A 24,134-nucleotide genomic window follows, 5' to 3' on the forward strand; every position below is an offset into this window, starting at 1 on the left:
ATGACTCACCACTTTCAGTGAAAATGCCTACATGAAACAACAGACTCAGCGCTCAATCGCCCACTCCTGCGGTCTCCATTCACTGGTGCTCGCGGCGGTGCTGTGTGCCACCAATGGCTTGGTATTTGCCCAGGGCAACACCGCGGCGTCACGCTTTTACGAAGACGCGCTGCAACGTTTCGAGAAAAAGGACTACGCCGGCTCCATCATCCAGCTCAAGAACGCGGTGAAGGACAACCCGAACAACTTGCCGGTGCAACTGCTGCTGGGCAAAGCCCTGCTCGAAAACGGCGATGTGGTGGCGGCCGAAGTTGCGTTCAACGAGGCCCTGAGGCTGGGCGTCAACCGGGCCGAGGTGGTGGAGCGACTGGGCCGGTCGATGGTTGCCCAGGGCAAGCAGCTGGACATGCTCGCCCACCCAGCCTTGCAACCAGCCGGACTGTCCAACGGACTTCAACTCCAGATGCACGTGCTGCGCGCAGGCGCTCAGGCCGACTTGGGACAAATCGCGCCCGCCCTGAAGTCCATCGATGAAGCACGAAGGCTGGACAGTCGCTCGCCCGAGGTGTGGCTGGCCGAAGTGCCCATCCGCATCCGCAGCAAGAAGTTCACCGAAGCCCTGGAGGCGGTGAATCACGCGCTGAGCATCGCACCCAACATGGCCGAGGCCCACTATCAGAAGGGCTCGATCCTGCATGTGCAGGGCGACCTGACCGGTGCGACGGCTTCCTACACCCGGGCGCTGCAGCTGGATGCCAACCATGCCGAAGCGCTGATTGCACAGATCGGCCTCCAACTGGATGCCAACCGGTTGGACGACGCGGCACGGGATGTGGTCACCTTGCAGCGTGTGGCACCCAAGGATCCCCGCGGCTCCTACTTCAAAGCCTTGCTCGCCGAACGACAGGGTCGGGTACCGGAGGCACAGACGGCTTTGCGAGAAGTGACCTCACTGCTCGATCCGGTCCCCATGTCCTTCATGCGGTACCGCTCTCAGCTGCTCATGCTCAACGGCCTGTCCCACCACGGGCTCAACGAACCCGAAAAGGCCCGGCAGTACCTCGAGGCGTACCTGCGCACCCAGCCCAACAGCCCGGTCACCCGACTGCTGGCGCGCATTTACCTGAGCACGGGGAGCGTGACCGAAGCGGCCAACCTGCTGGAGAACTACCTGAAAAACCAGCCTGGCGACGGTCTGGCCAGCAACCTGCTGGGTTCGGTGTACATCGCACAGGGCAAACACGCACGGGCGGCCACCCTCATGCAGCACACCCTCAAGTCGCAGGATTTGCCCGAGTACCGGACCACCCTCGGCATGGGTCTGCTGGGCTCGGGACAGACCGCCGGGGCTCTGACCGAACTGGAAGCCGCCTACAAGAAGGACCCCAAACAGCTGGCCGCAGCCATTGTGTTGTCGCAGCTCTACCTGCGCGAGGGCCAGCAGGCCAGGGGGCTGGCTTTGATCCAGACCCTGGTGAAGCAGCAGCCCGCCAACGCCGGCTTGCACAACCTGCTCGGCCTGGCCCAGGCTCAGAATGGCGAGGCCACGGCCGCGCGCGTCTCTTTCGAAAAAGCCGCCCAACTGTCGCCGGACTTGATCCAGGCCCAGCTCAACCTGGTGCGGCTCGACCTGGACGCCCGCGCACTTGATGCGGCAGAACAGCGACTCACCAACCTGCTCAAGACCAACCCGCGCAACACCGACGCCCTGGCTTCCATGGCCAGAGTGGCCGATCTGCGCGGCAAGGCCACCGAAGCGCAGACCTGGCTGGAGAAGGCTCGGGACAACTCCGGCCCGCGCGAACTTCGCTGGAACCTGGCACTGGTGGACCTACACCTGCGCGCCGGCCGGCCTGAGCAGGCGCTGGCCGAAGCCAAGATTGCGCAAGGAAAATCGTCCGACAACATCACGGGCCTGCTGTTCTACAGCCGCGCACAGTTGGCCATGGGTGACGCACAAGGCGCGCGAGGCACCCTCAGCAGAGCCACCCGCCTGGCCGACTTTGACGCCGATCTGCAGGTAGAGATCGCGTCCCAGCAACTCGCGGCTCAGAATCTCGATGGCGCGTACTACAGCCTGGACAAGGCACTCACAGGTCAACCCGACTCGATGCCCGCGCAAGTGCTCATGGCGCGGGTGGAGTTCCAACGGGGCGAGGTGGCCAAGGCCGAGCAGCGCGCGCGCAGCATCGTGCAAAAGTACCCGCGTCGCGCCATCGGCCACACGCTGATGGGCGATCTCGCCATGGCCCAGACCCGCCCAGGCCCCGCACTGGAGGCGTTTCGCAAGGCACATGCCGTGGAGCCTTCGAGCGGCACTACCCTGCGGCTCATGCAGGCGCTGGAAACGCAGGGCGGCGACAAGGGTGCACAAGAAGCCGCCGCACAGAGGCTCCGTCAGGCGCCCAAAGACACGGTCGTTCTCAACGCCTTGGCCAATCTGCATGCGCGGGCTGGGCGGTACGCCGATGCGGGGAGAACCTACGAGGCACTGCTGCTCCAGCAGCCACAGGACGTGGCAGCACTCAACAACCTGGCCAACGTCCAGCTGAAGCAGGGTGACAAGAGCGCCTTGCAAACCGCCGAAAAGGCCCATGGCCTGGCGCCCGCCAACGCCCTGGTGATCGACACGTTGGGATGGGCGCATCACCATTTTGGCCAGCAGGACAAGGCATTGAGCTTGCTGCGCGACGCCCGCCTGAGGGAGCCTGCCAACCCGGAGATCCGCTACCACCTGGCCAAGGTGCTGGCGCAGACCGGTCGACAGTCCGAGGCCCAGGACGAACTGCGTGAGGCGATGAAAACCGGGCGACCCTTCGAAGGCTCCAAGGAAGCGGAGCAGTTGCTGAAGACCCTGAACTGACGTCGGGTTTTTTTACAGCTACTCGTAGAAAAATCTTGCAAGACGATGTAACTGTTTGATTGTCCTTGTACTTGTTTGTCTGGCCCGATTAATGCTTTATCAAATCCAAAGTACTCCTTGAGTCTGCAAAAGGTCTTTGACATGAAACAACAAATTGCTTTTCCCTCCCCCTTTCGCGCCTTGGCTGCGGCTTGTCTGCTGACCGCAGGAGCGTCTGCGCAAGCCGCCACGAACTGGACGGCCTCGTACAGCGGGTGCGGTGACAGCGGCAACATTGTGGCTGCGGCCGGCAGTTTCGGCACCTGCGGCGGCAGTGGGGTGGACGTGCGCGCCACCTCGGTAATCGGCGGCAGCGTCACTGACGCCACCGTGAGGGCCTGGGGCGGCGGACTGGGTGTTCAAAACCAAAACGAATCCAACACGAATGGCCCGCACGCCCTGGACAATTACAACGGCTTGGACGCACTGATCTTCAAGTTCACCGAGTCAGTGTCCCTCACCAGCCTCACACTGGGATGGAACGGCTCTGACAACGCCACCAGTCACTACAACGATTCCGACGTGTCCATCTATGCGTGGACTGGTGCATCCGCCACGCCAACGAGTTATGCATCGTCTGTTGCCGGCTGGGTGTTGATTGGTGACTATCTCAACGTCGGCACAAAAACCGGAAACACCCAAGGTGTTGCCACCCCCGTCTTTTCGAGCTACTGGCTCGTGAGCGCGTACGGATCCAGCAACGGCAGCAGCACCGATGCATTCAAGGTCCTGTCGCTCGCCGGCACGTACTGCGGCGCCCTGTGCGCTCCTCCCGGTGGCGGAGTGCCCGAGCCCGGCTCGCTCGCTCTCATGGCGATGGGTGCCTTTGGTTTGATGGCTGCTCGTCGCCGCCAGAAGAACCAGGCGATCTGACTCCACTGGCCTTGAGCCGGTACATGAGAGGGAGCCCGAGTGGCTCCCTTCTTTTTTGTCTGTCGTTCGGGTGCGGCGATCACGCCTGCGGCAATGTCACCGTGACAGACAGCCCCGGCCTTGCATTGCGCACCGCAAATGTGCCGCCGTGGGCCTGCGCCACCAACCGGCACAGGTAGAGGCCCAGGCCCACACCGCCGGCGTTGCGCGTGCGGGCGGTGTCGGGCCGAAAGAATGCCTGGGCCAGATGCGGCAACTGATCGTCCGGCACGCCGGGGCCATGGTCGCGCACTTCCACCTCGATGCCCTGCCCTGCTTCGCCCATGCGGCGGATGTGCAGTTCGGGCGGCAGCGGGGCGCCGGCGCTGTGGCGCAATGCGTTGTCGAGCAGGTTGCGCAGCAGCAACCGGATGCGGATGCGGTCCAGTGGCAAGGTGGGCAGGTGCGGCGCGGCGTGCAAGTGGATGTGGATGGCCGCGGGCTGGGTGCTGGCGAGTTCGTCAATCAGCTCGCGAGCGAGCACTGCCACGTCGGTGGGCTCCCGGTGCAAGGCCTTGTGGCGACCGGCCAGGCGCTCGCTTTCCAGTAGATCACTGATGAGCCGGGCCATTTCCGCCAGATCGCGCAGCAGGGCATCGCGCTGCGGCGTGACGTCTGCGGTGTCGGGCAACAGTTCGGTGTTGAGGCGCGCGCGGGTGAGCGGGCTGCGCAGTTCGTGGCTGATGGCCAGCAGCAACGAGCGCTGGGCCTCCAGCATCTGGTGGATGTCGTGACCCATGGTGTTGATCGTGGCGGCGAGTTCACCCAGTTCGTCGGGTCCTTTGGGATGGCGCACCGGGATCGGTTGCCCGAACTCACCGGCGCCAAAACGCAGTGCGCCCTGGCGGATGTCGTCCAGCGGACGCAGCAGGCGGCGCACGTACAGAAATGCCAGCAGCGTGAGCAGCAGCAACACCGCAAGCGTGAAGCCAAACAGGCGCGGGCGGCGCTCGAACGCCGCTTCGTTCAAGCCGAATTCGAGGCGGTGCCCGTCGGCAGTGGTTCGTTGCAACAACTGCTGCCAGTCCTTGTCGTCGCCCCAGTCTTCAGGATCTCGGCCCTTCGCCCGGGGCGGTCCGTGCCGCCGCCAGTCCATCCGGGATTGCTCTGGATGGGAACGCCAGTTCACCACCGGGCCGGAGATGTCGATGGTGAGGGGAAGGCGCTGAATGATCGCCTGGGCGCGCTCGGTGCTGGGCGCACTGCCGGCGGGAGCAATGTCGGCGGCCAGTCGGTCCACGTAGTCCATGAGCAATGGGCGCGCCGCGTCGCGCCAGCCCACCGAAAACGCCTTCTGTGCACCGCCGATGAAAGCGAACGCGACGCCCAGCGCGAGCAACATGAACACCATCATCAAGCGCAGTTTCAGGGAACAACGCAGGGCGCTGAGCGCGCGGCGGAACCAGGGCTGACGCTGTGCGGCGGCGGCGGGGACTTTCATGGCGTCAGCTTGCGCAGTGCCAGCGAGTAGCCGGCGTTGCGCAGGGTTTTGATGCAGTCCAGAGGCTCGAGCTTCTTGCGCAGGCGGCTCACCACGATGTCCACCGCACGGGTGTAGAGATCGGCTTCGTGCCCACGCAGCTGGTTCAGGATGTCGTCTCGGGTGAACACGCGACCGCTCTCGCGTGCCAGCAGGTGCAGCAGTTCGAACTCGGTGCCGGTGAGTTCCACCGCAATTCCCTGGCGCGTCACGCTGCGGCGCGCCGGGTCGATGGTGAGGCCCTCGAAGGCCAGCAAGTCCGGCGCCGGGGCGCCGCTGGCCGGCCCGTTGTGACCGTTTCGACGCCGCAGCATGGTCTGAATGTGCGCCACCAGTTCGCGCGGCTCGAAGGGCTTGGGCAGGTAGGCGTCGGCGCCAAGTTCGAGGCCAACCACGCGGTCCATCACGTCGCCGCGTGCGGTGAGCATCACGATGGGAATGTCGCTTTCCTTGCGGATGGTGCGACAGAGCTCGAAACCGTCCATCTCGGGGAGCATCACATCGAGGATGGCCGCGTCGAACACGCCGCTGCGCAAACGCGCCAGACCCTCGCTGGGCTTGAGCGCATGGGTGAGTTCGAGCTCGAACCGCAGGAAGTACGTCGCCAGCGGTGGGCCGAGCTGTTCGTCGTCGTCAATCAACAATACGCGGTGCATGAGGCATTGTCACATTGCGCTCAGCGCGCGGTGGCGCACGATGAGGCGGCGCAGACGTTGCTGCGCGCCGTTGTCCAACCCGTCGAAGCGGTCCGCCACCGAGAGGATGGCCGGCAGCGTGAGCACCGCCTCGTGGGGCTGACGCCGCGACAGGCTGGCCCACAGGCCGAGCGCGTGCTCGCGGTCGAAACGCGGACCCCAGACCAGGGCCAGCAACTCATCGTGCGGGTCTTCCACGCCGGCCAGCAGCGCCGGACCGTGGTCGCGCAGCCGCTGGGCGATCGTTTGCAACGCGGGCGACATGGCGCTCACCCGGTTCAACCGCGCGAGAACCAACCCTTGCGCTTCTGCATGCGCTCGCGCACCTCGGCCTGCTGCGTCGGGTTGAGGCTGTCGTAGAAATCGGCCATGGCGTTGATCACCTCGGGGCTGCTCACCTGCACCACGCGGGTTTTCTCATCCAGCAGGCTCAGGGCGCGTGCGCGGTCGAACTTGTCACCCGCCACGAGCGCGCGCACCTCGGCGCGCGGGTCGGTGGTCTGGCCGATGAAAGCGGTGCGCTGGGCCTGCAGTTTGTCGGCCAGTACGCCGAGCTTCTGCTGCTGCTCGGCGTTGAGGTCAAGCTTCTTGGTCACGCGCTCGATGACCTTGCCGCGCATTTCCGTCATGCGCTCGGCGCTCATCGGGCCGCGTTCGTGGTGACCTTGCGTGCCGCAGGCGGTGAGGCCGCCCACAGCAATGGTGACGCCGGTCAGGGCAATGAGGGAGCGTTTGATCCAGGGTTTCATGACGGGGTCCTTTTGGAGGATGGGTTGAACATGACCGTGATGGTGCCGGCCTGCTCCCCTCCCGTCGTCTCGCGGCGGTTTCGGTTTGTTTCGTTTCATTTCAGACGGGGCCACTGCACAATCCGACCACCACGCCCCCCCGGCGCAGCGGAGCCCCTACATGCATGCCCCCTTGCTGAAAAGTCTGTTCATCCTGGGCCTGACGAGCCACTGCCTGCTGTCGTTGGCCACAGCCACTGGCACCAAAACCGAAGCAGTCGATTGCTCTCAGGTGCCACAGACGCAGTCGACGCTCAACGCCTGCGCCTACCAGGACTTCGAGAACGCCACCGCCGCCTACAGCGCGACCTACAGGACGCTCTCGCAGAGCGTGGGCAACAAGCAGCGCCAGTTGTTGCGCCAGGTGCAGACGGAGTGGATCCAGTACCGTGTGAAAGCCTGTGAATTCGAGAAAAGCGGCGTCGAAGGCGGCAGCGCCGCGCCGATGATCACCTGGCAGTGCCAGGCGCGCATGACACGCGAGCGCACCGCTGAACTGCAGCGGTTTCTGGACTGCAAGGAAGGCGACTTGAGCTGCGTGCGCCAGCCCAAATGAGCCTTCAATACGCTTCCGTATCGACTTCCCGGTTGGCCTGCTCGTTGTAGCGGTTGCCGCGCACGGTCTGCTGGTTGATCAGCGCTTCCAGCTTCGCCATCGTGGCTGCATCCAGCTTCACGTCCGCCGCGCCCAGGTTGTCGCGCAGATGGTCTTCGCGCGCCGTGCCTGGAATCGGCAGGATGTCGTTGCCCAGGTGCAGCAGCCAGGCGATGGCCAGTTGGGCCGGACTGCAACCCACGTCCCGCGCGATGGCCTGGAACGGCGCCAGCAGCTTCAGGTTGATCGAGTAGTTGTCAGCGGAAAAACGGGGCATGCTGCGGCGGATGTCCTTGGCGTCCAGTGTGCCCACATCGATCTCGCCGCAGAGGAAGCCGCGCGCCACCGGACTGAAGGCCACAAAGGCCACGCCCAGTTCGCGGCAAGCCTCAAGCACTGCGATCTCGGGATTGCGCGTCCACAGCGAGTACTCGGTCTGCAGCGCGGTGATCGGGTGCACCGCGTGTGCCTTGCGCAGTGTGGTGGCGGACACTTCACTCAAACCGATGGTCTGGATCTTGCCCGCGCGCACCAGATCGCTGAGCGCGCCCACGCTCTCCTCGATAGCAACCTGCTTGTCCCAGCGGTGCAGGTAGTAGAGATCGATCACGTCGGTCTTCAGGCGACGCAGGCTGTCTTCGCAGTTCGTGCGGATGGACTCTGGCCGACCGTCGATCACGCGCTTGATGCCGTCGTCGAACTGCACGCCGGCCATGCCGCCCTTGCTGGCCAGCGTGAAGCGGCTGCGGTGCCGGGCGAGCACGTTGCCCACATGGGTCTCGCTGGCGCCAAAACCATACAGTGCCGCGGTGTCGAAATGGGTCACGCCCTGGTCCAGCGCGGAGAGCAGCACCCGCTCGGCCTGCTCCTTCGACACGGCAGCACCATAGGCGTGGCAGATGTTCATGCAGCCCAGGCCGAGGGCCGAGACCTTGAAGGGACCGAGTTGGCGTTGTTGCATGGATTCAGCCGTTGGCGTTCAACTGCTGTTCAAGTTTGTGAAGGACTTCGTAGCAGGCGAACACCTTGGCCACGCTCGAATTGGGCTCACGGCCCTCTTTGATCGCAGCGAAAAACTCGCGGTCCTGCAGCTCAATGCCGTTCATGCTCACCGCCACCGTCGACACGTCGATCTTTTCTTCCTTGCCGGTGAACAGGTCGTCGTAGCGCGCGAGGTAAGTCGCGGTGTCACCGATGTACCGGAAGTAGGTGCCGAGCGGACCGTCGTTGTTGAAGCTCAGGCTCAACGTGCAGATCGCGCCGTTGGCCGCCTTGAGCTGGATGCTCATGTCCATGGCGATACCGAGCGCCGGGTGGATCGGGCCCTGGATGGCGTTGGCCTGCACGATCGGGCTGCCGCACTGGTAGGCGAACAAATCGACCGTGTGCGCGGCGTGGTGCCACAGCAGGTGGTCGGTCCAGCTGCGCGCCTGGCCCAGCGCGTTGGTGTTGGTGCGGCGGAAGAAATAGGTCTGCACATCCATCTGCTGGATGTTGAACCGGCCGGCCGTGATCTCGTTGTGCACGTACTGGTGGCTGGGGTTGAAGCGGCGCGTGTGGCCACACATGGCCACCAGCCCGGTCTTCTTCTGCTCTTCCACCACGGCCCGCGCGCCTGCCAGGCTGTCGGCCAGCGGAATTTCCACCTGCACGTGCTTGCCCGCCCTGAGGCAGGCCAGGGTCTGCTCGGCGTGCATCTGCGTGGGCGTGCAGAGGATGACGGCGTCCAGCTCCTTGAGCGCGAGCGATTCGGACAGCTCGGTGGTAACGTGGCCGATGCCGTATTTGGCCGCCACTTCCTTCGTCTTGTCGAGGTCGCGGCTGATCAACGAGATCACTTCCACGCCGTCGATGTTCTTGATGCCGTCCAGGTGCTTGATGCCGAAGGCGCCGGCACCCGCGAGGGCGACTTTGATGGTTTTGCTCATGTCAGGTGTTCTCCAGAATCAGGTGGCCCACGGCCGTGTTCGACGCAGGCACATGGTAGAAGCGGCGCACCGCTTTCGGCTTGGCACCGCCAGCCGCATCGGCCATGGCGCCACGGGCGATCAGCCACATCACGAGTTCGATGCCTTCGCTGCCGGCCTCGCGCACGTAGTCGATGTGCGAGATGTCGGCGGCGGCATCGGGGTCGTTGATGAGCCTGTCGAGGAAGGCGTTGTCGAAGTCCTTGTTGATCAGGCCCGCGCGCGGACCCTGCAACTGGTGGCTCATGCCACCCGTGCCCCAGATCTGCACGTTGAGGTCTTCGTCAAAGCTCGCCACCGCCTTGGCAATCGCCTTGCCCAGGTTGTAGCAGCGCCTGCCACTGGGCACCGGGTACTGCACCACGTTGACCGCGAACGGGATCACCGGGCAGGGCCAGGCCCCCTGGACCGGGTCCTGCTGACCACACATCAGTGAGAGCGGCACGGTCAGGCCGTGGTCCACGTCCATCTTGTTGACGATGGTGAGGTCGAAGTCCTGCTGGATCACCGACTGCGCGATGTGCGCCGACAGCTCCGGGTGGCCGATGACCTTGGGCACCGGGCGCGGACCCCAGCCCTCGTCGGCAGGCTGGTACTCGGCTGCGGTGCCGATGGCGAAGGTCGGAATCATGTCCAGGCTGAAGGCCGTGGCGTGGTCGTTGAAGACCAGAAAGATCACGTCGGGCTTGTTGTCCTTCAACCACTGCTGGCCGAACTCATAGCCCTGGAAGACCGGCTGCCAGTAAGGCTCGTGGGTCTTGCCCAGGTCGAGCGCCGCGCCGATCGCGGGCACGTGGGAGGTGTAAACGGATGCGGTGATGCGTGCCATGTCAGTTCACTTTCTGGCCAGCGGAGCCTTGCGGTTGGCGGTGTGCCTGGGCGCTGCCGTCTTCGCCGACCACGCGGTTGCCCTCTACCGATCGGCCGCCACCAATCATCATGTTGCGGTACTCCTCTTCGGTCATGCCGGTCATGGAGCCCGCCATCTGCTGGAAGCTCTTGCCGTCGGTGGCGCCGATCTTGGCCAGGAAGTAGATGTTGCCGCCCAGGCGGATGCACCAGTTGAGGTCGCGCGCAAGCACGGCCTGCTTCTGCTCTTCCGTCATGGCCCACTCGTCGAGGTAGGCGCGCTCGTCCTTCTTGAAGCGTTCGCGGTTCTCGGCTTTCATGAGGCTCATGCAGAACTGGTTGAGCCAGTAGCCTTTGCGGCTCTGCTCGGCGTCAAAGATGGTCGTGCCGGGCACGTCCAGGTAGGGTTTGTCCAGAGACATTGCGCGCTCCTTAACGGCTGCATTCAAAACTGGCGGCCGCGGCCGCGTCGCCACCCTTGTAGCGCGGCCACAGCGGCCACTCGCACAACGGACGGGCACGGGTCACGGCAAACGGGGGCTTGGCGGACTGTTCGACGAGTTGCAGGCCGGCGGGGGAACGACCTTGTTCGACCCAGGCCACCAGAGCACCCAGAAAATCGGCATTGGCCGGGCCGCCGGTGCCGACATGGTCCACCCCTGGCGCCGTGTACAAGCGCGCAAAGCCGGCCGTGCGATCGACGCCCAGGCGGCGCTGCACCGATTCGAAGTACTGGATGCCGGCGTACGGGCTTTGCGCGTAGTCGCCCATGTTCTCCAACAGGATCAGCTTGCCGCCACGTGCAGCAAAGGCCGACAGGTCGGGGTTGGTGCTGTCCATCAGCGCGGAGACTTCGCGGATCCGCGTCAGGTGGTCCTGCGGCCGGTAGGTCTTCAGGTCGGCGTTGGGGTTCTTCGCGTAGAAGTACTGGATGGCGCCGCCACCGTAGAGCCAGGCGATGCCGTTGGTGGGCACCGCCGGGAAGGCCGGTGCAGCCGTGCCGGTCCACCAGGACTGCCAGCCGCCGGTTGGGCCGGAGGATGCCAGGCCCTCGCCGCTGGGGCCGCGGCCAGGGTACTCGCGCAAGCCGTTGGCCAGGCCCACGTCGAGCTGCAGCGGGCTGTGCAACGTGCGCACGGCGTTCACCTGCGGCGGGGTCAGGCACTCCGGTGTGTCGGCACCCGCGCATTGCAGGCGACCCATGTCAAAACGCTGCCGGCAGCCCACGGGGTCGGACACCAACTGGTCTGCCAGACCGTCGGCGGCGTCGCAGGCGGCCAGCACGGCGCGGTGCACCAGCTGCACCTTGGCGGGTGGAATCCAGCCGTCGCCCACCAGGGCCAGGCCGTCGCGCAGGCCGGCGTGTTGCAGCCCGGTCCAATGCAGCACGGGCACGCGGCTGAAGATGCCGTCGAAATCGGTCGGGTAGCGCTGCGCCATCGTCACGCCTTCGCGGCCGCCTTCGGAGCTGCCTGCAAAGTACAGCTTGTCGGGCTGGCGGCCGTAGGCACGCTGCATCAGCACCACCGACACATCGCGCACCTTCTTGTAGGAAGCGTGGGCGAAATTGACCAGCGCTTCGTCGTTGAGCGCAAAGGCCTGGGGCGGCACACCGGGCTGGTTCTGGTGGCCGGAGTCGGTGCCCACGGTCACGAAACCCTGGGCCAACGGCGCCGGCTGCTCGAAGCGGGCGGCGGGCAGCAAGCCCACACCGGTGATCAACACGCCGTTGAAACCACCGCCGCCGTACTGCAGGGAGCGGCCGTTCCACTGCGTGGGCAGGTTGACCTGAAACTGGATGGCCGGCGCCGCCGGGTCCAGCGGTGCGATGCGGCCCAGCACCTGGCAGTGCTCGGGCGTGGCCGGCGTGATGGTGGCTGCGGGCGTGGGGCCGCGCTCGGCCACCGCCAGCGGCGCGGCGGGCATCAGCTTGGCCGAGGTGATGGTGGCTCCACCCGTGGCCAGGCCGATGGCCGCGGCGGCCACAGGACCGGTCAGCGCGGCGCAGCCGGCGGCTGCGTTGTCGGGGCGCAGCGGTGCCTGGCTGCAACCAGCGACTGCGGCGGCGGCTGCGAGCAGCAGCAGGGTGGTTGTGTTCATGCTGTCTCCTCGGGCCAATACAAACGCATGGGGTTGGTCACCAGCAGCTTCTTCTGCACTTCGGCCGTCGGCGCAATCTGCGGAATGAAGTCCACCAGCAGGCCGTCGTCGGGCATGTGGTCCTTCAGGTTGGGGTGCGGCCAGTCGGTGCCCCAGAGCACGCGGTCGGGGAACTCGTCCACCACACGGCGCGCGAACGGCACCACGTCCTGGTACGCGGCCTGCTCACCGTTCAAGGCCTTGGGGCCGGTGACGCTCAAGCGCTCGGGGCAGCTCACCTTGCTCCACACATTGGGGTGCTGGCGCATGAATTTGAGGAACAGCTCGAACTCGGGGCCGTCGACCGGTTTGCTCACATCAGGCCGGCCCATGTGGTCCACCACCACGGTGGTCGGCAGCGCCGTGAAGAAGTCCCACAGCTCGGGCAGGTCCACCGCCTCGAAATAGATGACCACGTGCCAACCCAGCTTCTGGATGCGCGCGGCAATTTCCATCAGTTCGTCCTTGGGCGTGAAGTCCACCAGGCGCTTGACGAAGTTGAAGCGCACGCCACGCACACCGGCGGCATGCAGGGCCTGCAGCTCGTCGTCGGTGACGCTGCGCTTGACGGTGGCCACACCGCGCGCCTTGCCGTCGCTGTGCACCAGCGCATCGACCAGGGCCCGGTTGTCGGCGCCATGGCAAGTGGCCTGCACCACCACGTTGCGCGCGAAGCCGAGATGGTCGCGCAGTGCAAACAGCTGCGCCTTGCTCGCGTCGCAGGGCGTGTACTTGCGCTCCGGGGCGTAGGGAAATTCGGCGCCGGGGCCGAACACGTGGCAGTGCGCGTCCACGCTGCCAGCAGGCAGTTGGAAGCGCGGCTTGCTCGGGCCCGCGTACCAGTCGAGCCAGCCAGGGGATTTTTCGAAATTCATGGGTGAGTTCTCTACAAAGCCCGTTCACCCTGAGCTTGTCGAAGGGTTCACCAACATGTGGGTGAGGGCTTCGACAGGCTCAGCCCGAACGGAGGTGGTTGGGTCAATCGATGTAGCGCAGTCCGGCCTTCTCAAGCGGTTCACGCATCTTGTACATGTCCAGCCCCAGCACCCCGCTGGCCAGTTTGGCGCGCTTCTCGCCCTCAAAGCTCTCGCGGTGCTGCGCAGCCTCCAGCGTGGTCACCGCACGCGCGACGGGCACACACACCACGCCATCGTCGTCGGCCACGATCACATCCCCCGGCGTCACCAGCATGCCGGCACACACCACCGGAATGTTCACCGAGCCGATGGTGGCCTTGATGCAGCCCTTGCTGCTGATGGCCTTGCTCCACACAGGAAAGCCCATCTTCTGCAGCTCCTTCACGTCGCGCACACCGGCGTCGATGATGAGAGCGCGCGCGCCACGCGCCTGAAAGCTGGTGGCCAACAGGTCGCCAAAGTAGCCATCGGTGCATTCGGCCGTGATGGCCGCCACCACGATGTCGCCGGGTTGGATCTGTTCGGCGGCCACGTGCAGCATCCAGTTGTCGCCCGGGTGCAGCAACACGGTGACGGCGGTGCCGCTGACCTGCTGACCCGCATAGATCGGGCGCATGTAAGGCTTGAGCAGACCCACGCGGCCCATGGCCTCGTGCACCGTGGCCGAGCCCAGCGCGGCCAGGCCGTCGGCGGCCGCGCGGTCGGCGCGCTGGATGTTGCGGTAAACAACGCCGAGTTCGTACATGTCAGATCCCCTTCGCCTTCAGGCGTGAATCGAGCCGTGAAAACACCCGTCGCACATTGCCTTCATAGATCTGGTGCTTGTCCTGCGCACTCAGGATCTTCGAGCCTTCGATGTAGCGCTTGGTGTCGTCGTAATAATTGCCCGTGGTCGGGTCGATGCCGCGCACCGCGCCAATCATCTCGCTGGCAAACAGCACGTTCTTCACCGGGATCACCGTGTTGAGCAGGTCGATGCCGGGCTGGTGGTAGACGCAGGTGTCGAAGAACACGTTGTTCATCACGTGCGTGTCCAGCAGCGGCTTCTTCATCTCCTGCGCCAGGCCACGGAAACGGCCCCAGTGGTAGGGCACAGCGCCGCCGCCGTGTGGAATCAGGAACTTCAACGTCGGGAAGTCCTTGAACAGATCACCCTGGATGAGCTGCATGAAAGCCGTGGTGTCGGCGTTGAGGTAGTGCGCGCCGGTGGTGTGGAAACAGGCGTTGCAGCTGGTGCTCACGTGGATCATGGCCGGCAGGTCGTGCTCCACCATCTTCTCGTAGATGGGGTACCAGTGTTTGTCGGTCAGCGGTGGGCTGGTCCAGTGCCCGCCCGAAGGATCGGGGTTGAGGTTGATACCGACCGCGCCGTATTCCTTGACGCATTTCTCCAGCTCGGGGATGCAGGTCTTCGGGTCGACACCTGGGCTCTGCGGCAGCATGGCCACGGGCACGAAGTGGTCCGGGAACAGTTCGCTCACGCGAAAGCAGAGCTCGTTGCAGATCGCCGCCCAGGTGCTTGACACGTTGAAGTCGCCGATGTGGTGCGCCATGAAACTTGCGCGAGGGCTGAACAGCGTGATGTCGCTGCCGCGCTCCTTCATCAGCTTGAGCTGGTTGGTCTCGATGGACTCGCGCAACTCGTCGTCGCTGATCTTGAGGTCCGCCACTTTGGGCATCACCGACGCGTCCTGGATGCCGGCGATCTGCTGGTTGCGCCAGGTCTCCAGCGCCTTGGGCGCCGTGGTGTAGTGACCGTGGCAGTCGATGATGAGGCTCATGTTGTCTCCTGGGTTTCTTGTTGTGGTGTGAAAGGGCTCACGCAGGCTCCATGCCCTGTCGTCGCTTGGCCTCGATGGCCTGCGGCGCGGTCATGTGGGCGAGCATCGCGCGCACCGCATCGGCCTGGGCAGCCTGCACGGGGATGCCGGCGGAAAAGGTGGTGATGATCTGGATGGCCGGGGGCAAAGGGCCGGCGATGGTGATGCCGGCCACGCCCAGCAGTTCGCTGAGCTGCTGAAAGCCCAGTTCCACTTCGCCGCTGGCCACCAGTGAAGCCACCGGCACGCCGGGTGGGGCTTGGACGATGCGCCCCTGGATCTGCTCGGCGATGCCCCAGCGTTCGAAGAGCTTGATCAGCGCCACGCCGCTGGGTCCGGTGGAATAGCTGATGCTGCGCGCGGCCAGCACGGCGCTGCGCACCGCGTCTTCCGATCCCAGGTCGGGCACCGGTGCGCCTTCGCGCACGGCCGCGGCCACCCCCGAGCGCACCAGGTCCACCCGGCTGCCGGGAAGCAGGTGCCCGCTGGCGATCAGCTTGTCGATCGCATCCAGCGACAGGATCACCACGTCGAAGGCTTCGCCGGCCTGCACCCGCTTCGCAGCGTCCACACCCCCCACCGATTCGATCACCACCGACACGCCGCTGACTGCCTCGAAGCCCGTCACCAGCTCGGCCAGCACCTGGCGCGTCGCCATGGACGAGATGCCTTTGAGGCGGGCGTTGATCGAGGTGGTGGCGGAGGTGTTCGGCATGGGCTTGGAAGAGAGTCGATGGATTGTGAACCGTGCCTCTGCGCGAGAAAAGTCATCGACCAGCTAGCAGCTAGAACGAAATTACATAACTATGATCAACACCTGTCTCCACCTTTCGTTCCCACGCCAGCACATGGACCTCAAGCAACTCGAATACTTTGTCCGCGTGGCCGAGCTCGGGAGCTTCACCCGGGCCTCGATGGCGCTGAACGTGGCGCAGCCCGCGCTGTCGCGCCAGGTGCGTCTGCTCGAGGTGGAGCTGCGGCAGAACCTGCTGGTGCGCAACGGCCGGGGCGCCACGCCCACGGAAGCGGGCAAGCTGCTGCTGGCGCACGGCCGCGGCATCCTGCACCAGGTGGAGCGCGCGCGCGAAGAGCTGGGCCGGGTGCGCGGCGCGCTCGCCGGGCGCGTGGCCATCGGCCTGCCACCCAGCCTTGCACGGGTGCTCACCGTGCCACTCACGCGCGCTTTCCGCGCGCAACTGCCCGAGGCCAGCCTGTCCATCAGCGAAGGCCTGTCGGTCACCATGCAGGAATGGCTGACCACCGGAAGGCTGGACATCGCGGTGCTCTACAACGCACAGCCCGCCGCCGAGATCGAGATCCACCCGCTGCGCGACGAAGAGTTGCTGCTGGTCGAGCCCCGCCCACCGGGCCTGAGCGAAGACCCGCCCACCGCCATCAGCCTGCGCGAGGTGGCCGACATGCCGCTGGTGATTCCGAGCCGGCCCAACGCGATTCGCATGCAGGTGGAAACCGAGATGGCCAACATCGGCTGCCGCCCCACGGTGGCATTGGAGATTGACGGTGTGTCCGCCATCCTTGATCTGGTGGCCGATGGCGCGGGTGCTGCCCTGCTCTCGCGCAACGCCGTGGCCAGCTCGATCCGCCCCTCGGCCTACCGCATCCGGACCGTCAACCCACCCCTGAAAACGCGGCTGTGCCTGGCCACCAGTTCGCAGCGCCCGGCCACGCTCACGCAGCAAAAGACGCTGGAGCTGATCCGCCAGACGCTGGAGGCACTGAACGCGCGCTGAGGGCCCCCCCCCCCCGCGCTGCGGCAGCGCTCATTGCTTCGGGATACCCGCGCGATCGATCACGGCACCCCAACGGCGGATGTCGGAGGCCAGCAGCGCAGCGGTCTGCTCGGGGGTGGATGAACGCGCGTCGATGTTCAGGCCACGCAATTTCTCGCGCACGGCCGGGTCGGCCAGGGCCGTGGCAATCTCGCGCTGCAGGCGGTCAACCACCGGGCGCGGAGTCTTGGAGGGCACGGCCAATGCGTTCCATGAGGAGGCGACGAAGTCCTTCACGCCGGACTCCACCGCGGTGGGCACCTCGGGCAACACGATGGAGCGCTTCTCGCCGGTCACGGCCAGGGCACGCACCGCGCCGCTCTTGATCTGCGTCAGCACCGGAGCCAGGATCTCGACCGCCACATCGACCTGCTTGCCGCGGATCGCGCCGATCAGCGCCGGCGAGCCGTTGAAGGGCACGACCTGCACGTTGATGTCGGCGGTGCTCTTGAACAGCTCGGCCGCCAGGTTCTGCGTGCTGCCGATGTTGATGCTGCCGACGTTGAGCTTGCCCGGGTTGGCCTTGGCATGGGCGACCAGTTCACCGAGGTTCTTGAACGGTGAGTCCGAGGGCACGACCACGACAATGTCGAAATAGCCGAGTGTGGAGACGGGCGTGAAGTCCTTGACCGTGTCGAACGGCAGGCTCTTGAACAGACCGGCGGTGACCGCCGTGCCGTTGGACATGAGGAACATGGTGTGACCGTCGGGTTCGGAGCGCGCCACCGTATCGGCCGCCACCACGCCACCAGCGCCAGGCCGGTTGTCGATCACCACCGACTGCGCGAGCAGCTCCGAGAGCTTCTGCGCCACGATGCGCGCGGTGAGGTCGCCCACGCCACCGGCGGCAAAGGGCACGACGATACGCAGCGTCTTCGACGGGAAAGCGGCTTGGGCGTGAACGGGCCCGGCCGCCAGAGCGGCCAGGGACAGGGCGACACCCAGCAGGGTGCGGCGATTCAGGTTTCGAATGTTCATCGTTTGTCTACCCCACAAATTGGACCAACCACAGGGAAATTCCCGGAAAACTCAGCAGCAGGAGCGTGCGGAACACATCGCTGATCAGGAAGGGCATCACGCCCTTGTAGCTCTCACTGATCGGCACGTCCCTGGCCATGCCGTTGACCACATACACGTTCAGGCCCACAGGCGGTGCCAGCAAACCGAAGCCCACCGTCATGAGCACCATGATGCCGAACCAGATCGCCACCGATTCCTGCGACATGCCGAAGTCCAGCCCGATGACCACGGGGAAGAAGATAGGAATGGTGAGCAGGATCATGGAGAGCTCGTCCATCACGGCACCGAGCACCACGTAGAACAGCATGATCCCGGCCACCACCATCACTGGCGAGACGTCCAGGCCCTGCACCACCTCGGCCAGCTGTGCCGGTACCTGGGTGAGCGCCAGCGAGGTGTTCATCATGTCCGCGCCGATGAAGATCAGGAAGATCATGGCGCTGGCCGCGGCGGTGGAATAGAAACACTGCCGCACCTTGGCCAGCGTCAGTTCGCGCTTGAACAGCGCGGCGATGAAGGTCGCCGCAGCACCGACACCCGCGCCTTCGGTGGGAGTGAACAAACCGCCGTAGATGCCGCCGAACACGATCAGGAACACGATGGCGATGGGCGCCACGGCAATGATTGCAGCCAGGGTCATGCGGGGATGGTCATCGTGCTCGGGCGCATGGCCCGGAACAACGCGCACGTAGACCGCGATGGCGATCATGTAGCCGATCATCGCGATGATGCCGGGCACCATGGCCGCGGCGAACAGCTTGGCGATGTTCTGCTCGGTCAGGATGGCGTAGATCACCAGCGGCACCGAGGGTGGAATCAGGATGCCCAACGTGCCGCCCGCGGCCAGTGTGCCCGTGGAGAGGCGACCGGAGTAACCGTGGCGCTTCATCTCGGGCAGCGCCACCGAGGTGATGGTGGCGGCCGTGGCCACAGACGAGCCGCAGATGGCGCCGAAGCCCGCACTGGCCAGCACCGCCGCCATGGCCAGACCGCCCTTGAACCGGCCCATGACCACACTGGCGAACTGAAACAGGGCCTTGGAGATGCCGCCCTGGGTGGCGAAGTTGCCCATCAGGATGAACAGCGGTATGACCGAGAGGTCGTAACTGGCGAAGCGCGCGAAGGTCGCACCGTTGAGGTTGTTGAAGAACGGCGGCCAACCGACCTGGAAGATGTAGCCGAAACAACCGGCGCAGAACATGGCGATGGCGATCGGCACACGGATGGCCATCAAGGCCAGCATGGAGGCGAAGATCATCCCCGCCAGTGACAAAGAACTCATGCGCCCTGCTCCGAAAAATTGCCAAAGATGGTTTGTGTCCAGGCAATCACGCCGGTCAGGATGAGGGGGGGCACCATGAGGGCGTAGACGATCCACTCGGGAAAGGCCAACATCATCGTGGTGGTTTGTGCGGTGTAGGCGCTCAGACCACCCACGGCGGTGCGCCAGGCCAGCAGCAGCATGGCGCCACCCAGCAGGAAGCTGCCGAAGCGGTCCAGCTGGGCGTTCGTGCTGTCAGACAACCTGGAGGTGAAGAAATCCACAATGATGTTCTCGCGCTTGAGCTGGCACCACGGCAGGAACATGGCGATGGCCGCGCCCGCCGTCACGGCGGTGAGCTCGTAGTCACCGACCAGCGTGACGCCGATGGTGTTTCGCCCGATCAGACTCACGCAGGTGATCAGGGTGATCACGGTCAGCAGAATGCCCGCCAGAATCGCGCTGGCCCGGGCCAGCAAGGACAGTAGCTTCAATTTTTCACCTTCAACAAAAAAGAAACCGGCCGCCATCCGCCTGCATCGGCAATGGAAAGCCGGTCATGCGGGCCCGGGTTCGGGCCGGCCGGAATTATCGCCGTCCGTTACTTCTGGTTTTTGGCGATCAGGGCGCGGGCTTCGGACACCAGCTTGGCGCCGTCGATGTTCTTGGCCTTCATCTCGTTGATCCAGTCGGTCTCCACCGTGGCGGCGGTGCGCCTCCAGCGCTGGGTTTCGGCCAGGTCGAGCGCCACGATGTTGTTGCCGGCTTTCTCGGCGATGGCGCGGCCGGCCTTGTCGCCGTCGTCCATGGCACGGCCGAACATGGCAGCCGTCTCGACCCCCGAGTTTTTGTCGATCACCGCCTTGAGGTCGGGTGGCAGCTTGTCGTACGATGCCTTGTTCATCGAGAACGCGAAGGTCTGCGTGTACAGGCCCTGAGCACCGGCGAAGGTGGTGTGGTTCTTCACCAGCTCACTCACCTTGAGGGCCGGCGTCACTTCCCACGGAATGGTCGTGCCGTCGATCGTGCCCTTGGAGAGCGCATCAGTCACCGCCGGCACGGGCATGCCCACGGGTGTGGCACCCAGCTTGGTCAACATGTTGCTGATGATGCGCGAGCCGCCGCGCACCTTCATGCCGCGCAGGCTCTCCAGGCCGGTCACCGGCGTCTTGGTGTGGAACAGTCCTGGGCCATGGGTGTGCACCGCAATCAGCTTGACGTCCTTGAATTCGTCGGCGGCGAACTTCTCCACGTATTCCTGCAGCGCGCGCGAAGATTGTTCGGCCGAACCGCTCATGAAGGGCAGCTCGAACACCTCGGTCTTGTTGAAGCGGCCCGGGGTGTAGCCCAGCACCGTCCAAGTCAGGTCCACCACGCCGTCGCGGGCCTGGTCAAACAGTTGCGGCGGCGCGCCGCCCAGTTGCATGGCATGGAACAGCTGCACCTTGATCTTGCCACCCGACTCGGCCTCGACCTTCTGGGCCCAGGGGATCAGCGCCTTGGCGGGAATGGTGGCTTGCTGCGGCAGCATCTGGTGCAGGCGCAGGGTCACGGTCTGGGCCATGGCCGAGCCGGCCAAGGTGGCAGCGGCGATCGCGCCCAGGGCCAGCAGGGTGGTGCGGCGTTTGAAAGAGGTCATGGTTTGTCTCCAGCTGATGGGATGGTTGAGCCCGGGTGACGGCAGAACATGGGTGAGAAGTCCCCGGCCCCGGATCGCTTCTGTATTCGAACACCCGGACTGTGCATGGGCCAGAGTGTTAACGCCAGTGTGTGAAGAGACTTTCAGTTATGCCGTTATTTTATGAAACGACCTCCTCTCGCCAGGCCGTGTCGAGCGTGATCCGCCCCACCACGCGTGACACACAGACGCAGATGCGCTTGTTTTCCTGCTTCTCGTGGGCACTGAGGAACACATCGCGGTGGTCGATCTCGCCGTCCAGTGCCAGCACGTCCAGCGCGCACAGGCCACATTCGCCCCGGCGGCAGTCGTTCATCACTTCGATGCCGGCGGCCTCCAGCACCTCGATGAGCGACTGGTCGGGTGCCACATGCAGTTCGGTCTGGTGGCGCGGCACGGCAACGTCGAACCCGGCGGGGGGCAGTTGACCACCGCTGCCGAAGGTCTCGAAGCGCAGGCTGGGTTCCGCTCGCCCGGCGTCGAGCCAGCGCCGGCGCACGGCGTCGAGCAGGCGCGAGGGACCGCACACGTACACCTGAGCGCCCAACGGCAGTTCATCGATGGCCCGCCCCAGGTCGAGCACTTCGCCCTGCTCCGAGACGCAGGTAACCAGGGCATCGCCCAGCAGGCTGCGCAGCGCTTCGGCGAACGCCAGCTCGGCGGTGGACCGGGCGGCATACAGCAGCTTGACCGGCAGACCGCGTTTGACCAGGGCATGCGCCATGGAGACCATGGGCGTGATGCCGATGCCGCCGGCCACCAGCAGCGTGGCCGGCGCCAGATAGGCCAACGGGAAATGGTTTTGTGGCGCACTCACTTCGATGCTGTCGCCCACCGCCAGTTGCCACATGGCACGCGAGCCACCGTGGCCGTCCATCAGACACTTCACGGCGATGCGGTAGCCCGCTGCGTCCTCGGGCAGCCCGACCAGCGAATACGACCGCGTCTGCGGTTGGCCCGCCACGTTCACCTGGACCATCAGGTGGGCTCCCGGCGCCCAGCGCTCGGCCGACCCTGCAGCCGGGGTGATGATGAATTCGCGCACGGTGGGGGTCACGTCGCGCAGGGCCGCGATGCGGGCGGTCTGCCAGTTGGGGTTGCTTTTCATGGATGGTCGTTCAGCGTCGTCGGATGAGTTTGATCGCAGGCATGGAGGCAGGCGTGTGGCCCAGGGCATGGCCGGCCAGCACCTCGCGCAGGTTGCGCTGGGCCAGGCGGGAGTGCTCGCGCATGATGGCTTCGGCCCGCGCGCCTTCGCGGCGTTCGATGGCGTCGAGCACCTGGCGGTGCTGGTCCTGCGCCACCACCAGCATGTCGCGCGCCTGCGGCGAATGCGCCTGCATCACCACGAAGCCCGAGGGCGAGGCAAACGGCAGGCTGGTCACGCGCTCGAGCTGGCGGGCGATGGTGGGGCTGTCGGCGAGTTCGTACACGAGGGTGTGGAAATGGCTGTTGAGCGCCACGTAGTCCGCAAAGCCTTCTTCGTTGAGGGCGGAGGCGGCGAGCACGGCGTCGATGCGGTCCAGGCACTGTTTGGCCTCGGCCAGCACCACGCCCGGGGCACCGCGTTCGGCGGCCAGCCTGGCGAGCAGGCCTTCGAGCGTGCCACGCAACTCGATGGCGTCCGCAATGTCGCGTTCGGAAAACGTCTGCACCACGTAGCCGCCGTTGGGCAGCGCCTGCAGCAAGCCCTCCTGTTCCAGGCGCATCAAGGCAGCGCGAATCGGCGTGCGTGAAACACCGAGGCGCTCCACGATGGCGAGTTCGGCGATGCGCGAGCCACCCGGCAATTCGCCCGAGAGGATGAGTTCGCGCATCTGCAGCAGCGCGCGGACCTGGGCGCTTTCGGTTGCGGGTTCAAGGGTCACGTTTGAAGTCATTGATTGCCTGCTTGGTCTGGTGTGTCAGCGGTGGGTGTGCGGCTGAGGCGGCTTCACTGCAGCGCCCCTCGCTGTGCGAGGGGTCCCCTGCGGTGCTCGGTGCCTCAGCCGCACACCCACCCCTGACGAGTGAGGCTTCTGGCACGCCAGCACGCCAATTGCCAACGGCGCGCCCCAAACCCTTGGCGCACTCAGGCAGGCCTGAGACCTTGGGGCCCATCAACCCGCCCGCCGAATCGGAATGACAGTGGAACCACCCCGCTCCGCATCCACCATGCGGTCGATCAAGCGCCGCGCCCACATCGCACCTGCGTCGATGTTGAGGTTGTAGAACTTGTGGTCCGGGTGCTCTTCAATGGCCTTTTGCTGGGCTTCAAGCACGAACTCGTCCTCTCGGAAGATGTTGGCCACGCCTTCGCGCAGCTGGTGCGTGAGGCGTTGCTCGCCCAATGAGTAGTTGCGAGCGAAGGCCCAGAAGTACAGGCAGGTGCCGTCGGTCTCGGGCGTGATCGTGTTGAGCACATAGCCGTTCACGCCTTTGCTGCGGTCACCCCCGTCCTGGGGAAGCGCGCCGCTGCCCGCAGGCGCCACGCCCACGTCGATGGTCACGGTGCACGGTGCCTCGAAGCGCACGATCTGCCAGCGGTCCACCAAGCCTTCATAGCCGCGCGCGTCCTTGATCTGACCGGCCCAAAACGGTGGCGCTTCGATGTTCTCCATCCAGCGTGTCACGGTGGCAAAGCGCTCGCCGTGCGTGGCCACGAACGGGGCTTCGGCCACCGCGCGGTTGCCGATGCTGCTGCCGTGCACGAAGGTCTCGTGCGTGAGGTCCATCAGGTTGTCGACCACCAGGCGGTAGTCGCACTGCACGCGGATCATCTTGCCGTCGCCAGCCCACGCGGGGTCGTCGTTCCACTGAAGGTCGGGCACGAGCGCCGGGTCGGCGAGCGCGGGGTCCCCTGGCCACACCCACACGAAGCGGTGCTTCTCCACCACCGGGTACGAGCGCACGCAGGCCGAGGGGTTGAGCGTTTCCTGGCTGGGCATGTGGGTGCAGCGGCCTTCGGCGTTGTAGACGAGGCCGTGGTAACCACACACCACCTCGTCGCCTTCCAGCCGACCCATGGACAGGGGCAGCAGGCGGTGCCAGCAGGCGTCTTCGAGCGCGGCCGCCACGCCCGTGGTCTGGCGGTAAAGCACCAGTTTCTGGTTGCAGAGGGTGCGCGCGAGCAGGTTGCGCCCGACCTCGACGTCATAAGCGGCGGCGTACCAAGCGTTCAATGGGAAATGGGACTTTTCAGTGTTCATGGATACGCAATGTATACAGAACAAGCGATTTTCGGAAGAAAAATCTCACTACAGGGCACTTTTCCCGATTGATGTATTCAATGAGGCTGGTCGTATTCGCTGTAAAGTCACCGCTCCACCCCAAAAACGAGGA

At 65.2% G+C, this 24,134-nt stretch carries 24 protein-coding genes; 4 read left to right on the top strand and 20 right to left on the bottom strand.

Annotated elements, in window-relative coordinates; genetic code table 11:
• The first annotated feature begins 31 nt into the window (after window positions 1-31).
• Both prsT and xdp1 read left to right on the top strand, forming a co-directional pair.
• A complete protein-coding gene (prsT, locus tag IV113_RS02545) occupies window positions 32-2,863 on the top strand; it encodes an XrtA/PEP-CTERM system TPR-repeat protein PrsT (protein WP_291080484.1) in 2,832 nt (943 codons plus the stop codon).
• A gap of 141 nt (window positions 2,864-3,004) precedes the next feature.
• Entirely contained in the window at window positions 3,005-3,775 is a 771-nt protein-coding gene (gene xdp1, locus IV113_RS02550) for an exosortase-dependent surface protein XDP1 (RefSeq protein WP_291080486.1), read from the top strand.
• 79 nt (window positions 3,776-3,854) lie between these two features.
• On the opposite strand, the gene IV113_RS02555 is transcribed toward xdp1, so the two are convergent.
• From IV113_RS02555 to IV113_RS02570, 4 genes are read right to left on the bottom strand one after another with little or no spacing between them, the layout of a single operon-like run.
• Window positions 3,855-5,255, bottom strand: a complete 1,401-nt coding sequence (locus IV113_RS02555; RefSeq protein ID WP_291080488.1) for a HAMP domain-containing sensor histidine kinase — start codon at window positions 5,253-5,255, stop codon at window positions 3,855-3,857.
• Window positions 5,252-5,950: a response regulator transcription factor gene (locus tag IV113_RS02560; protein ID WP_291080490.1), complete on the bottom strand. Its 699-nt coding sequence runs from the start codon at window positions 5,948-5,950 to the stop codon at window positions 5,252-5,254. The genes IV113_RS02555 and IV113_RS02560 overlap by 4 nt, the downstream gene beginning before the upstream one ends.
• A 9-nt stretch (window positions 5,951-5,959) precedes the next feature.
• Entirely contained in the window at window positions 5,960-6,253 is a 294-nt protein-coding gene (locus tag IV113_RS02565) for a hypothetical protein (RefSeq protein WP_291080492.1), read from the bottom strand.
• A 14-nt stretch (window positions 6,254-6,267) separates the two neighbouring features.
• Window positions 6,268-6,738, bottom strand: coding sequence for a Spy/CpxP family protein refolding chaperone (locus tag IV113_RS02570; protein ID WP_291080494.1), 471 nt, complete (start codon window positions 6,736-6,738; stop codon window positions 6,268-6,270).
• A 160-nt stretch (window positions 6,739-6,898) separates the two neighbouring features.
• Between IV113_RS02570 and IV113_RS02575 the strand changes: the two genes are divergently transcribed.
• Window positions 6,899-7,333: a lysozyme inhibitor LprI family protein gene (locus IV113_RS02575; protein WP_291080496.1), complete on the top strand. Its 435-nt coding sequence runs from the start codon at window positions 6,899-6,901 to the stop codon at window positions 7,331-7,333.
• Window positions 7,334-7,337: 4 nt separating this feature from the next.
• On the opposite strand, the gene IV113_RS02580 is transcribed toward IV113_RS02575, so the two are convergent.
• The 9 genes from IV113_RS02580 to IV113_RS02620 form a co-directional block, all read right to left on the bottom strand.
• The gene (locus tag IV113_RS02580) at window positions 7,338-8,333 is read right to left on the bottom strand and encodes an aldo/keto reductase (RefSeq protein ID WP_291080498.1); all 996 of its coding nucleotides are present in this window, start codon (window positions 8,331-8,333) and stop codon (window positions 7,338-7,340) included.
• 4 nt (window positions 8,334-8,337) lie between these two features.
• On the bottom strand, window positions 8,338-9,300 hold the full coding sequence (locus IV113_RS02585; protein ID WP_291080500.1) for a Gfo/Idh/MocA family oxidoreductase: 963 nt from the start codon (window positions 9,298-9,300) through the stop codon (window positions 8,338-8,340).
• A 1-nt stretch (window position 9,301) separates the two neighbouring features.
• A complete protein-coding gene (locus tag IV113_RS02590; protein ID WP_291080502.1) occupies window positions 9,302-10,168 on the bottom strand; it encodes a class III extradiol dioxygenase subunit beta in 867 nt (288 codons plus the stop codon).
• Between the two features lies 1 nt (window position 10,169).
• Window positions 10,170-10,610 carry a protocatechuate 4,5-dioxygenase subunit alpha gene (gene ligA / locus IV113_RS02595; protein WP_291080504.1) on the bottom strand — a complete coding sequence of 147 codons (441 nt, stop codon included), beginning with the start codon at window positions 10,608-10,610 and terminating at the stop codon, window positions 10,170-10,172.
• A gap of 10 nt (window positions 10,611-10,620) precedes the next feature.
• Window positions 10,621-12,288, bottom strand: a complete 1,668-nt coding sequence (locus IV113_RS02600) for a tannase/feruloyl esterase family alpha/beta hydrolase (RefSeq protein ID WP_291080506.1) — start codon at window positions 12,286-12,288, stop codon at window positions 10,621-10,623.
• Entirely contained in the window at window positions 12,285-13,202 is a 918-nt protein-coding gene (locus IV113_RS02605) for an amidohydrolase family protein (RefSeq protein WP_291080508.1), read from the bottom strand. Before IV113_RS02605 ends, IV113_RS02600 begins: the two co-directional genes overlap by 4 nt.
• 103 nt (window positions 13,203-13,305) lie before the next feature.
• Window positions 13,306-13,989 (bottom strand): 4-carboxy-4-hydroxy-2-oxoadipate aldolase/oxaloacetate decarboxylase, encoded by a 684-nt coding sequence (gene ligK / locus IV113_RS02610; RefSeq protein ID WP_291080509.1) that lies wholly within the window; start codon window positions 13,987-13,989, stop codon window positions 13,306-13,308.
• A gap of 1 nt (window position 13,990) precedes the next feature.
• On the bottom strand, window positions 13,991-15,025 hold the full coding sequence (locus tag IV113_RS02615) for an amidohydrolase family protein (RefSeq protein ID WP_291080511.1): 1,035 nt from the start codon (window positions 15,023-15,025) through the stop codon (window positions 13,991-13,993).
• Between the two features lie 37 nt (window positions 15,026-15,062).
• On the bottom strand, window positions 15,063-15,779 hold the full coding sequence (locus IV113_RS02620; RefSeq protein WP_291080513.1) for a substrate-binding domain-containing protein: 717 nt from the start codon (window positions 15,777-15,779) through the stop codon (window positions 15,063-15,065).
• A gap of 133 nt (window positions 15,780-15,912) precedes the next feature.
• On the opposite strand from IV113_RS02620, the gene IV113_RS02625 reads away from it, so the two are divergent.
• Entirely contained in the window at window positions 15,913-16,815 is a 903-nt protein-coding gene (locus IV113_RS02625) for a LysR substrate-binding domain-containing protein (protein WP_291080515.1), read from the top strand.
• A 30-nt stretch (window positions 16,816-16,845) separates the two neighbouring features.
• Here the strand turns inward: IV113_RS02625 and IV113_RS02630 are convergent, their stop codons facing one another.
• From IV113_RS02630 to IV113_RS02660, 7 genes are all read right to left on the bottom strand, one after another.
• Window positions 16,846-17,832 carry a tripartite tricarboxylate transporter substrate binding protein gene (locus IV113_RS02630; RefSeq protein WP_291080517.1) on the bottom strand — a complete coding sequence of 329 codons (987 nt, stop codon included), beginning with the start codon at window positions 17,830-17,832 and terminating at the stop codon, window positions 16,846-16,848.
• 7 nt (window positions 17,833-17,839) lie between these two features.
• Window positions 17,840-19,156 (bottom strand): TRAP transporter large permease, encoded by a 1,317-nt coding sequence (locus IV113_RS02635; protein WP_291080519.1) that lies wholly within the window; start codon window positions 19,154-19,156, stop codon window positions 17,840-17,842.
• Complete coding sequence (locus IV113_RS02640) at window positions 19,153-19,629, bottom strand: TRAP transporter small permease subunit (protein ID WP_291080521.1); 477 nt, start codon at window positions 19,627-19,629, stop codon at window positions 19,153-19,155. The genes IV113_RS02635 and IV113_RS02640 overlap by 4 nt, the downstream gene beginning before the upstream one ends.
• A 107-nt stretch (window positions 19,630-19,736) precedes the next feature.
• Window positions 19,737-20,774: a TRAP transporter substrate-binding protein gene (locus IV113_RS02645; RefSeq protein WP_291080523.1), complete on the bottom strand. Its 1,038-nt coding sequence runs from the start codon at window positions 20,772-20,774 to the stop codon at window positions 19,737-19,739.
• 160 nt (window positions 20,775-20,934) lie between these two features.
• Window positions 20,935-21,921, bottom strand: coding sequence for a PDR/VanB family oxidoreductase (locus tag IV113_RS02650; protein WP_291080525.1), 987 nt, complete (start codon window positions 21,919-21,921; stop codon window positions 20,935-20,937).
• A 10-nt stretch (window positions 21,922-21,931) separates the two neighbouring features.
• Entirely contained in the window at window positions 21,932-22,693 is a 762-nt protein-coding gene (locus tag IV113_RS02655) for a GntR family transcriptional regulator (protein ID WP_291080527.1), read from the bottom strand.
• Window positions 22,694-22,912: 219 nt separating this feature from the next.
• A complete protein-coding gene (locus IV113_RS02660) occupies window positions 22,913-24,001 on the bottom strand; it encodes an aromatic ring-hydroxylating dioxygenase subunit alpha (RefSeq protein WP_291080528.1) in 1,089 nt (362 codons plus the stop codon).
• Window positions 24,002-24,134: the final 133 nt, after the last annotated feature.

This window comes from Hydrogenophaga sp. (assembly GCF_018780385.1).
Classification (GTDB): Bacteria; Pseudomonadota; Gammaproteobacteria; order Burkholderiales; family Burkholderiaceae_C; genus Hydrogenophaga.

Excerpts from the sequence above, each read along its gene's own strand:
- prsT (WP_291080484.1), top strand. The coding sequence starts at position 32 with ATGAAACAACAGACTCAGCGCTCAATCGCCCACTCCTGCGGTCTCCAT.
- IV113_RS02660 (WP_291080528.1), bottom strand. The coding sequence starts at position 24,001 with ATGAACACTGAAAAGTCCCATTTCCCATTGAACGCTTGGTACGCCGCC.
- IV113_RS02655 (WP_291080527.1), bottom strand. The coding sequence starts at position 22,693 with ATGACTTCAAACGTGACCCTTGAACCCGCAACCGAAAGCGCCCAGGTC.
- IV113_RS02590 (WP_291080502.1), bottom strand. The coding sequence starts at position 10,168 with ATGGCACGCATCACCGCATCCGTTTACACCTCCCACGTGCCCGCGATC.
- IV113_RS02575 (WP_291080496.1), top strand. The coding sequence starts at position 6,899 with ATGCATGCCCCCTTGCTGAAAAGTCTGTTCATCCTGGGCCTGACGAGC.
- IV113_RS02580 (WP_291080498.1), bottom strand. The coding sequence starts at position 8,333 with ATGCAACAACGCCAACTCGGTCCCTTCAAGGTCTCGGCCCTCGGCCTG.
- IV113_RS02570 (WP_291080494.1), bottom strand. The coding sequence starts at position 6,738 with ATGAAACCCTGGATCAAACGCTCCCTCATTGCCCTGACCGGCGTCACC.
- IV113_RS02565 (WP_291080492.1), bottom strand. The coding sequence starts at position 6,253 with ATGTCGCCCGCGTTGCAAACGATCGCCCAGCGGCTGCGCGACCACGGT.
- IV113_RS02585 (WP_291080500.1), bottom strand. The coding sequence starts at position 9,300 with ATGAGCAAAACCATCAAAGTCGCCCTCGCGGGTGCCGGCGCCTTCGGC.
- IV113_RS02645 (WP_291080523.1), bottom strand. The coding sequence starts at position 20,774 with ATGACCTCTTTCAAACGCCGCACCACCCTGCTGGCCCTGGGCGCGATC.
- IV113_RS02650 (WP_291080525.1), bottom strand. The coding sequence starts at position 21,921 with ATGAAAAGCAACCCCAACTGGCAGACCGCCCGCATCGCGGCCCTGCGC.
- xdp1 (WP_291080486.1), top strand. The coding sequence starts at position 3,005 with ATGAAACAACAAATTGCTTTTCCCTCCCCCTTTCGCGCCTTGGCTGCG.
- IV113_RS02620 (WP_291080513.1), bottom strand. The coding sequence starts at position 15,779 with ATGCCGAACACCTCCGCCACCACCTCGATCAACGCCCGCCTCAAAGGC.
- IV113_RS02630 (WP_291080517.1), bottom strand. The coding sequence starts at position 17,832 with ATGAACATTCGAAACCTGAATCGCCGCACCCTGCTGGGTGTCGCCCTG.
- IV113_RS02555 (WP_291080488.1), bottom strand. The coding sequence starts at position 5,255 with ATGAAAGTCCCCGCCGCCGCCGCACAGCGTCAGCCCTGGTTCCGCCGC.
- IV113_RS02625 (WP_291080515.1), top strand. The coding sequence starts at position 15,913 with ATGGACCTCAAGCAACTCGAATACTTTGTCCGCGTGGCCGAGCTCGGG.
- IV113_RS02635 (WP_291080519.1), bottom strand. The coding sequence starts at position 19,156 with ATGAGTTCTTTGTCACTGGCGGGGATGATCTTCGCCTCCATGCTGGCC.
- ligA (WP_291080504.1), bottom strand. The coding sequence starts at position 10,610 with ATGTCTCTGGACAAACCCTACCTGGACGTGCCCGGCACGACCATCTTT.
- IV113_RS02600 (WP_291080506.1), bottom strand. The coding sequence starts at position 12,288 with ATGAACACAACCACCCTGCTGCTGCTCGCAGCCGCCGCCGCAGTCGCT.
- IV113_RS02560 (WP_291080490.1), bottom strand. The coding sequence starts at position 5,950 with ATGCACCGCGTATTGTTGATTGACGACGACGAACAGCTCGGCCCACCG.
- IV113_RS02605 (WP_291080508.1), bottom strand. The coding sequence starts at position 13,202 with ATGAATTTCGAAAAATCCCCTGGCTGGCTCGACTGGTACGCGGGCCCG.
- IV113_RS02615 (WP_291080511.1), bottom strand. The coding sequence starts at position 15,025 with ATGAGCCTCATCATCGACTGCCACGGTCACTACACCACGGCGCCCAAG.
- ligK (WP_291080509.1), bottom strand. The coding sequence starts at position 13,989 with ATGTACGAACTCGGCGTTGTTTACCGCAACATCCAGCGCGCCGACCGC.